Origin of the sequence: Streptomyces liliifuscus, from assembly GCF_016598615.1 — a bacterium.
Taxonomy (GTDB): domain Bacteria; phylum Actinomycetota; class Actinomycetes; order Streptomycetales; family Streptomycetaceae; genus Streptomyces; species Streptomyces liliifuscus.
The window spans coordinates 4,598,473-4,611,110 of sequence record NZ_CP066831.1 but is presented as its reverse complement, the minus strand read 5'-3'; the positions used below and the strand labels follow the sequence as shown (position 1 = coordinate 4,611,110).

At 70.5% G+C, this 12,638-nt stretch carries 9 protein-coding genes; all 9 read right to left on the bottom strand.

Going from position 1 to position 12,638, the window contains the following annotated elements:
- Nucleotides 1-190: 190 nt before the first annotated feature.
- The 9 genes from JEQ17_RS19420 to JEQ17_RS19380 all read right to left on the bottom strand — a co-directional run bounded on the left by JEQ17_RS19420 (nt 191) and on the right by JEQ17_RS19380 (nt 12,226).
- Nucleotides 191-1,801, bottom strand: a complete 1,611-nt coding sequence (locus JEQ17_RS19420; RefSeq protein WP_200396413.1) for a sodium/solute symporter — start codon at nt 1,799-1,801, stop codon at nt 191-193.
- Nucleotides 1,798-2,271, bottom strand: coding sequence for a DUF485 domain-containing protein (locus tag JEQ17_RS19415; RefSeq protein WP_200396412.1), 474 nt, complete (start codon nt 2,269-2,271; stop codon nt 1,798-1,800). The genes JEQ17_RS19420 and JEQ17_RS19415 overlap by 4 nt, the downstream gene beginning before the upstream one ends.
- A gap of 292 nt (nt 2,272-2,563) precedes the next feature.
- Nucleotides 2,564-2,938, bottom strand: a complete 375-nt coding sequence (locus JEQ17_RS19410) for a Pepco domain-containing protein (RefSeq protein WP_200396411.1) — start codon at nt 2,936-2,938, stop codon at nt 2,564-2,566.
- A complete protein-coding gene (locus JEQ17_RS19405) occupies nt 2,913-4,181 on the bottom strand; it encodes a CHAT domain-containing protein (RefSeq protein ID WP_200396410.1) in 1,269 nt (422 codons plus the stop codon). Before JEQ17_RS19405 ends, JEQ17_RS19410 begins: the two co-directional genes overlap by 26 nt.
- Complete coding sequence (locus tag JEQ17_RS19400; protein ID WP_200396409.1) at nt 4,178-6,718, bottom strand: hypothetical protein; 2,541 nt, start codon at nt 6,716-6,718, stop codon at nt 4,178-4,180. The genes JEQ17_RS19405 and JEQ17_RS19400 overlap by 4 nt, the downstream gene beginning before the upstream one ends.
- 88 nt (nt 6,719-6,806) lie before the next feature.
- Entirely contained in the window at nt 6,807-7,094 is a 288-nt protein-coding gene (locus tag JEQ17_RS19395; protein WP_234048270.1) for a DUF397 domain-containing protein, read from the bottom strand.
- Nucleotides 7,081-7,905 carry a helix-turn-helix domain-containing protein gene (locus JEQ17_RS19390; RefSeq protein WP_200396408.1) on the bottom strand — a complete coding sequence of 275 codons (825 nt, stop codon included), beginning with the start codon at nt 7,903-7,905 and terminating at the stop codon, nt 7,081-7,083. Before JEQ17_RS19390 ends, JEQ17_RS19395 begins: the two co-directional genes overlap by 14 nt.
- 283 nt (nt 7,906-8,188) lie before the next feature.
- A complete protein-coding gene (locus JEQ17_RS19385; protein WP_200396407.1) occupies nt 8,189-10,630 on the bottom strand; it encodes a hypothetical protein in 2,442 nt (813 codons plus the stop codon).
- Between the two features lie 90 nt (nt 10,631-10,720).
- A complete protein-coding gene (locus JEQ17_RS19380) occupies nt 10,721-12,226 on the bottom strand; it encodes an MFS transporter (protein ID WP_407700156.1) in 1,506 nt (501 codons plus the stop codon).
- Nucleotides 12,227-12,638 lie beyond the last annotated feature (412 nt).

The following is a 12,638-nucleotide window of genomic DNA, read 5'->3' as shown; positions in this document are numbered from 1 at the left end:
TGGGGGCTGGCCGCGCAGTTCCCCGCGCCCCTGGAAGGACGGGGCTGAGGTCTGTGTGTCGGGTGCGGGTCGGCCGTGGCTGGGCGCGCAGTTCCCCGCGCCCCTGAAAAGCGCCCTTTAGGGGCGCGGGGAACTGCGCGGCCAGCCCCCACCGGCCGGCAGCCGACACACCACCCTCGGCCCCGCCCCCTCAGTCGCCCCTCCGAACAGCCCCCGCGAGAATCCACCCCTCCACAGCCTCGTACTGCTTCCGCTGTTCCTCGGCCGCGCCCCGGCCGGAGGCCACCGTGCCGAGCCAGCCGAAGAGGAAGCCCAGCGGAATGGAGACGATCCCGGTCGTGGTGAAGGGGAACCAGGTGAAGTCGTGGCCGGGGAAGGCCGATATGGGCGACCCGGACACCAGATTCGTACCGGTCATCAGAACGAGCGTGCTCACCGAGCCGCCGATGAGCGTGCACATCAGCCCGGCCCGCGTGTACCGCCGCCAGAACAGGCTGTAGACGAGCGCCGGCGCGATGGCGGACGCGCCGAGGCAGAACGACAGCGTCACCAGCGGCTGCAGGCTGTGGTGCTGGACCAGCGTGGCCAGCAGGATCGCCGGGATGCCGACCGCCGCCGCGGACGCCCGCGCCAGCGTCATCTCCCGTCGCGGCGACAACTGCTTCTTGCCGTGCGCGAAGACGTCATGCGCAAGGGAGTTGGCGCAGGCGAGGATCATCCCGGCGACAGAGGCGAGCACGGTCAGGAAGATCGCCGCAGTGACGGTGGTGAACAGCAAGGTCTCGGCCGTCGAGACGTCCGCCCCGAACGCGGCTCGCGCGCCCAGCAGATACGCAGTGTTGCCCTGCGGGTCCTCCGCCGCGATCGCCTCCCGCCCGATCAGCGCCGTCGCTCCGAACCCGACGACCGTGATGATCAGCACGAACAGCGCCACGGCCGGCACCGCCCAGGACATCGAGCGGCGTATCTGACGCGCGCTGCCCGCCGTGTACATACGCATCGTGATGTGCGGCAGACAGGCCCCGCCAAGGACCACCGTCAGCTCCGAACTGATCATGTCCAGGCGGGGATTGGGTCCGCCCGCGAACTGCAGCCCCGAGCTCAGGAACGAGGATCCGGCCCCGCTGCTCCGCGCCGCCTGGTTGAACAGGCCGCCGAGGTTCCAGTCGAACTTGTTCAGGATGAGTACGGCGATGACGGCGCCCGAGCCGAGCAGCATCACGATCTTCAGGATCTGGATGAGGGCGGTGCCCTTCATGCCGCCGATCGCCGCGTAGCTGATCATCAGCGCGCCGAGCCCGATGATGCAGCCCGTCTTCAGCCCCTCGCTGGAGAAGCCGAGGATGAACGCCAGCAGATCGCCGGTTCCGGCTAGCTGGACCAGCATCAGCGGGAGCAGCGCGGCCAGCGTCGCCGCGCACGCCGTGATCCGTACCGCCCGTCCCGGCATCCGTCGTGCCAGCGCGTCGCCCATGGTGAACCGGCCCGCATTCCGCAGGGGTTCGGCCAGCAGGAACATCAGCAGCATGAGGGAGAGGGCGGTACTGAGGGCGAGTACGACACCGTCGTACCCGAAGAACGCGATCACGCCGCCCGTGCCGAGCACGGTGGCCGCGGAGATGTAGTCACCCGCGATGGCCAGGCCGTTGCGCATGGGGGAGAGGGAGCCGTACCCCGTGTAGAACTCGTCGAGGTCGTCCCGGTCCGGGCCCGTCATCACGCACAGCAACAGCGTGATGGTCGCCACGACCGTGAACGCCACGAGCGACATCGCCTGGGCGGAACTGCTGAAACCCGTCATCGGCCGGACTCCGCCCGCTTGGTGTCCAGTTCCGCCTGCTTCCGTATCCGCTCGGCGATCGGGTCCACGCCCCGGCGGGCCGTGTACTCGTACAGCGCGATCGCCACGCAGGTGACGGGCATCTGGAACAGCCCAAGCAGCAGGCCGAGGGGCAGCCCCTCGGCCACCTCCCTCGTCATGAACGACGGCGCCGACGCGGACAGGACGAGGAACAGCGTGAAGTAACCGAGTGCGGTCAGCGTCGCCACGCGCCGCTGCCAGCGGTACGCGGTGCGCAGCACCCGCAGGTCGCTGTGGTGCCCCAGAGCGGTGTGGCGATGCCGGTTCGGCTGTCTGGCGGGTTCGTGCTCGGGCGGTTGTGGAGCCCAGGGATAGGTCGGTTGTGACGGGTATGTCGAGTAGGACGGTGATGAGTTGTGGGGCGGATGGTGCGGTGGAACGGGGTACGACGGGGACGTGTCGTAAGACATCCCGGTTCTCCTTGCGTGGCTCGGGCCCGGTGCGGACCGCAGGGAGCGGGGGGTGAGCGAGGACGCACGCTACTCGCAGGTAGCAGGCCTGCGCGAGGGTTTCGCCAAACTGTCTGGTCGGTATGCGCTTACTTCGCTGACCTCGGGTGTTACCGCCGTTAACCACGTTTACGTGGGTAGTGCTTCTGTTCCTGATTTGTCCGTCGTCAACTCGGGTTCGGACAGGGGTAGTTCGGAGTCGGCTCGGGGTGATTCGGACTCACCTCCGGGCTGGCTCGGACTCGGCCCGGACTCAGCCCGGAGTTTCGGCCCGGGTGAACGTGAAGGTGATCCCCGCCTGCCCGGCCAGTTCGCCGCCGGAGCCGAGCAGCGACACCGTGCCCTTGGCGCTCACCTCGGCGCTGAACGTGACCTCGTTCAGCTGGAACTCGCCCGCCTTCTGGGGCAGGGAGGCGATCACACCGCGCATGGTGGCCACGAAGTCGCCGAGGCGGGACTGGAGTTCCTCGGCGGGAATCTCCGTACGGGCGGCCCGCCATTCCTCCAGCCGCCGGAAGGCCAGCCGGTCGGTGCGTCCCTGATCGGTGTCCTCCAGACCCAGAACGCTGATGGTGTCCGGGGTGTCCGGGGTGTCCGAGGTGTCAGGGGAGGGCTGGGGCTGCGACATGCGGGTTCTCCTCGGGGGTCGGACGGACGTGCAGGCCGGGATCGGCGTACGCGGCGTAGGTGAGGCCGAGCGGATTGCGCAGCGTGTGCAGGAGGTGCCGCCGGGATTCGAGGAGTGCGCGGCCCAGCGGGATCCTGCGGACGAGGAAACGGTCGTACAGCGCTTTGGAGAACGCGGCGGCGATGTCGTCCGGGATCTCCGTCTCGGTGCCGATGAAGCCGCGGTTGCCGTTCATGAGGAAGAGGTACGGGAACGACGGCGCCCCCGGGGCGCGCATCCGGCCCGAGCCGCACGCGTTCATCATCACCAGCGGCAGATCGAAGGCGCGCAGCTCCTGGCTCGCGCCCAGGGCGACGAGGTCCGCGCCGAGGGCACCGAGCGTGGTGCGGGAGTGCCTGCCGGCGCCGCTGAGTTCGATCTCGGCGGCCAGCGTGTCGTCGGAGCGGGTGTAGCAGTGGCAGGCGAAGTGCTGGACCTGGTCCGGCAGTTCACGCTGTGTGCCGTCGAGGAGGAGCCGGGGGTCGAAGATCTGCTCGGCGAGGCCCGGCCCGTGGTCCGCGCCGTCGGGGTACGGGCCTTCGAGGTCGATGTGCGAGACTCCGGCCTCGGCGAACCAGGCCAGTTCCTCGACGGCTCCTTCGAGGTGCTCGTAGTAGAGATAGCGGGCGGGGACGCGACCCCGGGGTCCGGTGTCCAGTGTCGTCCCGCCGTGGACCGGGGCGGGCAGCATGGCGCGGCGCACCACGCACGAGAAGCCGACGAGTGAGTGGCAGGCCGTGGCGAAGTCGCCCGGCGTCTCGACGGTCGGCCCGGGGAACATCCGGAACAGCGGCAGGAACTCCAGGGGCAGGAAGCCTTCCCTGCCGCCGACGCATTCGACGAGCGGGGGCGGCAGTTCCGGGTTCATGCCGAAGGGCAGAGCCTCGTTCCAGAACCTCTGCAGTTCCTTCAGGACGGCCTGCTGTGAGCCGAACAGGATGAAGAGCAGGGTGCGGCCGAGGCCGTGCAGGCTCTGGAAGACCCGGTTGAGGTCCTTGTCCTCGACGGAGAACGCGGTGAGTTCGTCCTTGAGCCGGGTCAGTCCCGCGTCCAGTTCCTGCCGGACCCTGAGCAGCGCGTCGCTGCCGACGAGGGTGGCGCGTACCGGCGGGACGCCCCGGCGGCGGGCGGTGAACTCCAGCCGGGTCGCTTCACCGGTGGCCAGAACACGCACGGAGACATCCGGCGGCCGTGCTTCGTTCATTCGTCGACCGTCGCCTCGTCCGTGGCCTCACTCGCGCTCGGCGCCTCGTCCGTCGCCTCGTCCGGCGGAGCGGCTTCCGCCTCGATCTTCAGGGCGACGACCTGGACGAGGTGGGCCGCCTGGTAGAGCTGGACCCACACCTCGTGGCTGCCCGCCTCCGCCGGCAGCCGGAACCCGAAGGCCGTCTGCCGCTCGTCGGTGACGAGCAGATTCTTGCGCTGGGGCAGCGGCGTGAGCGTCGAGCTGTCGGCCATCGCGTCGAACGACACGGTCTCGGCGTCCCGGCCGCCCTCGACCCGTACCGGCTCGAAGACGAAGAAGTCCGTACCCGGGCGGCTCGCGACGACCGAGGCGAGGGTCTGTGCGCGGGGGTCGCGCACGACGGAGACCACCAGGTCCACGCGGCGGCCCGCGGGTGCCTTGATCGTCCCGCCCTCGGCCCGTACGGGTGACTGCTCGCCGCCCTCCTGTGCGCTCCGGTCCAGCTCGATCGCGAGATAGCCGACGAAGTTCGTCAGGGGGGCACCCGACACGGACTCCTCCAGCGAGGAGCGGATCGTGGCCCGGACGTCCTGGTGGAACTTCTGCTGCAGATCCGTCAGATGGCTCTTGAGATGGGCACTCACGGGCTCGGCCGCGCTCTCGGCGATGTCCCGCGCGAGCTGGGCGAGGTCGGGGGCGGCGAGTTCGGCGCGGGCAGGATTCTGCCGGACCAGGGAGGCGTACTCGTCGCGGACCGCTTGGCGTACGTCGGCGCGGATGTCGCCGCGGACCAGGGCGGCCACGTCGGCGGCGAGCCGCGACGGGTCCGCCGCACCCGGCGGTGACGGACGGTGTTCCGGGTACGGGTACGGGTTCAGGTACGGGTCGTCGTCGCTGCCGCTCAGCTCGGAGGCCAGACGGATCATGCCCGTGTCGTCATCCGGAACGGGGAGGCGCAGGGACCTCGCCAGGTCGTATCGGTAGAGCCGGACGGCCTCCGCTTTGGCCGCGTACATGTCGATCACCGCGCTGCGCGCCTGTCGCAGAGCCACCGCCGCCACGAGCAGGGGTCCCGCGACGAGCAGTGCGGGCGAGCCGCCCTCCAGGTCGAAGCCTCCGACGCCGGTGAGCGCGATGACCAGCCACACGCCTGCCGTGCACAGGGCACTCGCGACGACGAGCCGCCAGGCGAGCACATTGCGTTCCCGGCGCTGCGCCTGCGAACCAGCCTGATCGGGGACTATCAGGGCGAGCCGGGACCAGACCTCGTCGATGGCGAGTCCGGTCGCGGCGGCGGTGCGATGGTGGATTTCCAGCACGGCCGCGGACTGCAGGGGATGCGTGAGGCGGAGCCACGCGGTGGACATCGGGTCGTGGAAGTCCGCGAGGTGGTTGCGCAGGCGCTCCTCTCTCTCCCGCCGCCCTCGCTCGTAGTGCAGGTTGCGCGCGGGGTTCGATCCGTAGGGGTAGTTCGGAGACGTCGACCGCTCGGCATCAGGAGGTGCGAACCTGCGTACGCCCCCAACCAGTCCGACCACCCATCGCCGTGGTGGGGCGGTGCCCGTCCAGGCGAGCACGGTGCTCTGTGCCACCAGCATGACCGCGATCGTGCCCGCGAGATAGCTCGCGCCCAGGAGCCGCTCGGCGCCGGATCCCTGCCCACCCCACAATTCCGTGCCTGGCTTCGCCCACCCCACACTGGCCACGGGTACGAGGACTCCGGCCAGCTGCGCCTCCAGTGAGACCGCCCTGCCGCGCCCGCCCGCGTCCAGCAGCGCCGCGAGGAAGGCCCAGAGGAACACCGCCCCGAAGCCGATCAGCGGAACCCCCACCACGACGCCGCCCACCCACCACGCGGCCACAGTCTCCCCGCGCACGGCGGACCGTGCCACGACACCCGCCACGCCCAGGACCGCGACGGACCCGAACACCTTCTGGTACGTCGACTCGGCCTCCCAGGACGGCGAGTCGGACAGCCAGAAGCCCGCGGCCAGCGCCACCATCGCGCACCCCAGGGCCCAGGCCGCCCACAGTGGCCCCTCCACGGCGAAGCGCGCGGTCAGCCAGGCGCCGCACGCCTCGGCCAGTACGAAGGCGGCACCGACCAGGAACGTGTCGGACGGGGTGTAGCCCGAGCCGTTTTCGCTGCTGAGGACGGAGCTGCGCCACGTGGCGCCCGCGAACAGGGCGAGGAGTACGCCACCGGACGCCCAGGCCATCCCGTAGGCCTGGTCCTCGGCGCATCTGGCGGTGATCAGGATCAGTTCCGCGGTCAGGGCTGTCGCCAGGATGCCGGTGGCGCCGAGCCGTAGCGCGCGGGGTCCGTCGGTATCGGTGTACGTACGGGTCTGCGCGGCGCGGGCGACGGCCAGTTCGGTGCACCACACGGCGACCGCTGCGAGCAGTACCCACTCGATGAGCAGCACCGGCCCGTCCGGCCAGACGGTGTCGTGCACGGGGGCGAGTGCGGCGACCGCGCCGCCCGCCACGACCGCGAGTGCGGCGGCCGCGCCGAAGAGGGTGCCGCCGCGTGTGGTGCCCGTACTCGCTGTCATCACACCCCCGGTCGACTGTCGCCCTACGGGCAACTCCCCAACCAGTATGACCAGTTGGTATGCCGCCCGCGAGGCTTCAGCACGTGGTTCACCGGAGGGCGGTGACGAAGGCCGTCCAGGCGGGGGCGGAGAAGGTGATGGCGGGGCCGCAGGGGTTCTTGCTGTCGCGGACGGGGATGCGGGCGGGGAGGGCGGAGTCGTTCACTTCCAGGCAGGAGTCGCTGCTGCCGCCGCTGTAGGTGGACTTGCGCCAGGCTGCGTACGCGGTGGAGTCGGTGACCTCTAGGCAGTCGCCGCCACTCTCGCCGCTGTAGCTGGACCTTCGCCACGCGGGTAGTACTGAGGCGTCCGGGACCATGTGCTCACTGCGCTTCATGCTCGTAATCCTCCGCGACGGACCTGATCAACGCCAGGGACTTACGGTGCGACAGCGCATCGCCAAGCGCGTGGTTGTAGACCTCTTCGCATTGCCGCACCACGGACGGGAGTTCCCAGACCCGGCCCGACTTCAGGCCTTCCACGTATGCCACGGGCGGGAGGTCCTGGAACCACATGAGCTTGACCGGTCCTTCCAGGGCGGCGTGGGCTCCGACCCGGAAGGGGAGCACATGCACGCGGATGCGGCGGCTCTCGCCCAGCTCCACGATGTGACGAAGCTGCTCGCACATGACGGCCGGACCGCCGATCATCTGGCGCAGCACCGCCTCGCCTAGCAGAATCCACACCTGCGGTGACTCGAAGTCGTCAAGGATGCGGGCTCGTTCAAGACGTGTGACAAGGAGCCTGTCACGTTCCTCGATCCCCTTGGCCGGGTGCCCAGAACCGAGAACCTCGCGGGCGTAAGCCTCCGTCTGCAGAAACCCCGGCACCAACGTGCCCGCGTACTGCCTGATGACGGTGGCCTGCAGTTCCAACTCTGCTGCTTCCGCGAAGTGTTCCGCCACCTTTCTGCCATCCAGCGTCGGCAGGAACCGTACGAAGAACCCACCCGTGCCCAGCACTTGATCCAGTCGCCGTGCGTCATCCACGTCCGGTCGGCGCCGCCCCGCCTCGATGTGGGCGATGTGCGTCCGCGACATCACGGCCCGTTGACTGAGCTCCTCCTGCGTGAGGCCCGCCGCTTCCCGGAGCCGTCGCAACTCCTCGCCGTACTTCACCCGAGACTGCGGATTGTCCTCGATCGCCATGTGTGCAACTCCCGTACGTGCAGGTTTGCTTGTCACGCTCCGCTATCTGTCGAGCGTACTCACGGTGACGCCACTCTGTGTCCTGATCGACACTGACAGTGAAAGGCGGCAGCAGTGGCAGCGACGGATGAGAAGGCCCCCGGCCCGTACATCACCCTCCGGGTCTCCCGGGACGGCGGACGGACCTGGGGCCCGCGCGTGACGTACGAGCCCGCGCGTGAGGCCCCGCTCATCGAGTCGCCGACGCGCTACCCGCTGTGCCGATGCCCCAGGTGCGGCCCGTTCATTTGAGTTGGACCAGTGACACCGACGGCGGCACCTCGTCGCCGTCGAGGGTCGCCGTGAACGCGAGGCGGTGGTCGGTCCGGCGCTTCACCCCACCGGCCGCCGTGACGGTGAAGTCGACCGTCCTACGGCCCTGGGGCGGGACCTCGACCCGGGTCGGACCCTCGGCCCGTGCCGACCAGCCCCCGGTGGGACGGGCGTTCACGGTCACTGTCCGTGAGGTGGAGGTGAAGTTGTAGACGTCCAGGGACATCCGGGTGCGGCGGGAGAGGCGGTAGCCCAGCGGGGGTTCGGCGTCGCCGTTGTCCTTGTTGGGGGCGGCGTTCCGGGCGGGGTAACGCTGGCTGAGGACGATGTGTTCGGCGGGGGAGAGGGGGGTTCGGCGGCGCGGGGCGGGGTGGGCCCCCGGGGGGTTGGCGGTCGTCGTGACCACGTACACGGGGTCTCGGGACACGGTCACTTCGGCGGTGGCCGTTGCCGTCCGCCTGCCCATGATGTCGTGCACGGTCGCTTCTCCCGGCACCGGAATCCCTACCGGCTTCGACGACCAGAGAACCCTCACCGACTCGCCCCGGCCCGAGTCGAATTCGAGGCCGACGGCCCCGTCGGGCAACCCGCTCACCGGACCGACGAAGTGGGCCTCGCCCAGCAACGACGTCAGCGCCGCGCACGCGCTGTACGCGGGCAGCGGCTGGAACTCCCGGCTCAGCAGCCCGAAGTACACACCGTCGTCGTGGAGCGGTGGACCGGCGAACCAGAACTGCCTCACGTTCCCCGCCGCCAGCCCCTCCACCATCGAGCGGACCAAGTAGCGGGCCTGGACGGCCTGTTGTGCCTGTGTGAGGTCGATGCCCGGCCGTACTCCGAAGAACGCGCCGCACTCCGTCATCCACCGCGGTACGTCATCCGCACCGAGCCGCTCGGCCAGCTCGCGCTGCTCGTCCGCCGCCCCGGGGAAGGCCGGTTCGTCCTGCTCGGCCGGGTCCGGGTAGCCGTGGAACGCCCACACGTCCGCGTACCGCACGACGTCGTTCGCCAGCAGCAGGTCCTGGAAGTGGCCCGCCTGCGCGATGCCCGGCAGGACGACGAGAGGCGGGTCGGGGGTGTCCGCGACGCCCAGGGCGGCCGCCTTCACGAAGGCCGCGTGGGCGTCGCCGGTGCTGCTGGTGACGTCCACGTCGGGCTCGTTGGAGAGCTGGACGGCGGAGGCGTGGCCGGAGGCCAGGCGGCGGGCGTAGCGGTACGCGTGGCGCAGGTCCGCGGGGAGGGGGAGCGAGGCGGCCGTCATGGCCCACTCGGGAGCCGGCGAGACGACCTCCAAAGGAGACAGGCCGTGGCGGCGCATCGTCCGCGTGACCCGGTCGTGGTGTTCCGTGTCGTACGCGCCCGGTGTCGGCTCGGCCGCGGGCCAGGCCTGGCCGTCCCGTATCCAGCCCGCACCCATGTCCCGCATCGCGGCGGCGAAGGCGTCCAGGCGGGAGGGGGGTACGAGGGAGGTGGCCCAGACGTTGACCCCGAAGCGGTTGGCGTCGCCGGACGTGGCGGGGAGCGCGGGCAGACACGCGAAGTGGCCCACCACGGCGTCGGCATCACCGGCCTGGGTACTGGCGTGCGTACTGGCGTCGGCGCCGGATGCGGCGACTCGGTAGTTTCCGGGCGGGAGTTGGGGGAGCGGGACCCTCACCGTCGTCTCGCCGGCCGCGATCGTCGCGTACCCCTCCGCGACCCGTTCGCCGAAGTGGTCGACGACGGTGTAGCGCAGGCGGTGCGGGCGGTCGGGGCGGCCGTCGAGGCCGAGGGTCAGGCTCGCGGGCTGCCCGAACCGGTATGTGCCCAGCGTGCCGTCGCCGCCCGCGTGGACCTCGCGCAGCTCCACCCCCTCCCGCCGTCGCAGCGTGAAGCGGTCCAGCGCGAGCGCGTACGCCGTCCCGGTCTCCAGGACCGTCGGTTCCGTCACCCGGAACGTCAACGTGTTCTCGCCGCGCCGCAGTTCGAGCTCGCCGAGGTCGAGGACCGAGAGTCCGCCCCAGGCCGGCTTCGACTCGTACCAGTACGGCTGGGAGCGAGCGACCTCCGCGAACTCGCTGTTGTTCAGCGCGAGTTGGAGGTACGACGCCGTCGCCTCGGTGTGAGGTGTCTCGACCGGGGCCGTGGCGACCGCGGTCAGCGCGTACACACCCGCCTCGGGGGCCCGGACCGTGTAGGTCGCGTACCAACCCTCCTTCGGGGGCCTCTTCTTGGTGTTCAGGGCGAGGTAACTGCCCCCGGACGCGCGGCGGTCCCGTACGACCGGGATGTTCGTCCGGACCGCCGCCTCGCCCTGGACGGTGATGGGCGGCGGGGCCGAAGTCCCTTGTGAGTGCGCCGAGTTCAGCCCCAGTGCCGACGCCGCGGTCGTCAGGAGGCCGGCCTTCATCGCCGTGCGCCTGTTGAGTCCCATCCGTCCAGCAGACCCGGGCGGGCCGATACCGGGCGTCCTGCGTGAGGAGGGGCGTACCCCGGACGTGGTGTCGGGGATGTCCCTTCGGGGTCAGTCGCCGGGGTTCTTGAGCACCGGGAAGCGGCGCGGTGCCACCAGCAGCAGGACCAGGAAGGCGAGTCCGGCCGCGCAGGCCGCGCCGAAGTAGACGGAGTGGACGGCCTCCGCGACCGCTCGGCGTACGTGCTCGTCGGGGGTGCCCGAGTCCAGGGACTTCGTCACCGAGTCCAGGTCGCCCGCGCCGCCGAGCCGGGCGGCCAGTACCCCGTTGGCGACCGCGCCGAAGAGGGCGGCGCCGATCGTCTGGCCCGTCTGGCGGCAGAAGAGTACGGACGCGGTGGCCGTGCCGCGCTCGGACCAGCCGACGGTCGACTGGACGCCGACGAGCAGCGGGAGCTGGAAGAGACCGAGCGCCGCGCCGAGCAGGAGCATCAGGAGCGTGGGCTGCCAGGCCTCGCCCGGGTACGGGAGGAAGGGGAACGCGAACAGGATCAGCGTGGCCGTGCCGATGCCGAGCATCGCCGTGTTGCGGAAGCCGATACGACGGTAGACGTGCTGGCTGAGGGCAGCCGAGACCGGCCAGCTCAACGTCCATACGGAGAGCACGAATCCGGCGGTGATCGGGGCGAGGCCGAGCACCGACTGCGCGTACGTCGGGAGGAAGACCGTCGGGGCGACCATCAGGAGGCCCAGCGCGCCGAGTGCCAGGTTCACGGCGGCGATGGTGCGGCGGCGCCAGACCCAGCCGGGGATGATCGGTTCGGCGGCCCGGCGTTCGATGAGGACCAGAGCGGCGATCAGGGCAAGTCCCGTACCGAACAGGGCCATTGAGGGCGGCGAGAGCCACGGCCAGGCCACCCCGCCCTGCACCAGCGCCGTCAGGAGTACGCCGCCGCAGGCGAAGACCGTGAGCGCGCCGGCCCAGTCGATGCGGGGGCGCTCGGCGGTCTTCCGTGCGCGCTGGGGCTCGTGGAGGTGGCGGATCAGCAGCCAGAGGGCGACCGCGCCGAGCGGCAGGTTGATGAGGAAGATCCAGCGCCAGTCCGCGTAGGCGGCGAGCACCCCGCCCAGCGCCGGGCCCGCGACTGCTGAAGTGGCCCAGACCGTGGACAGCCTGGCCTGGATCTTGGGGCGCTGTTCGAGCGGGTAGAGGTCCGCGGCGAGGGTCTGGACCGTGCCCTGGAGGGCGCCGCCGCCGAGGCCCTGGACGATCCGGAACGCGATCAGCGCTGCCATGTTCCAGGCCAGCGCGCAGAGCAGGGAACCGAGGAGGAAGAGGATCGAGCCGGCGATCAGCACCGGCTTGCGGCCGAAGGTGTCGGAGAGCTTGCCGTAGACGGGCAGGGTGACCGTCACGGCGAGCAGATAGCCGGAGAACAGCCACGAGAAGACGGAGAAGCCGCCCAGGTCGCCGACGATCTGCGGGACGGCCGTCGACACGATCGTGGAGTCGAGCGCGGCCAGGCCCATGCAGAGCATGAGGGAGGCGACGACGGCTCGGCGGCCGCGGGCCCCGGCCCGCACGGCGGCGGGCTCCTCCTCCTTCGCGGCGGTTATATCGGTGTCTTCCCCCTGGCCCACTGGATTCCTTCCCCCTGCATCTATCTGCCGGAAGTCACTCTCCCACTTGATCCTCACGCCACGGGAGGGTGGACGCTGACTTGGCCGGTGGGTGGAGGCGCCCCTGAGAGGTGGTCCACCGAAGGGTGGAGATCCCCTAGGGGGCCCTCCGTACTACGGCCCGGGGAGGGTTCGTACTGCCGGAGGAGGAGAGGGGCGAAAGCGCTCCTTAACCTGGCTTTATGCCGCTGGGGGGCGGCGTACCGCACCTGCCGGGGTGGGGTTTTCCCCAGCAGAAGACTGCGCTGGGCACCAGCGCGGTGGACCGCCTGCCGCCACCAGACTTATCGCTGTAACCGCACGGCGTGAACGAACACCGTCACCGCGCGGTGCGAACGAACTTCGCACG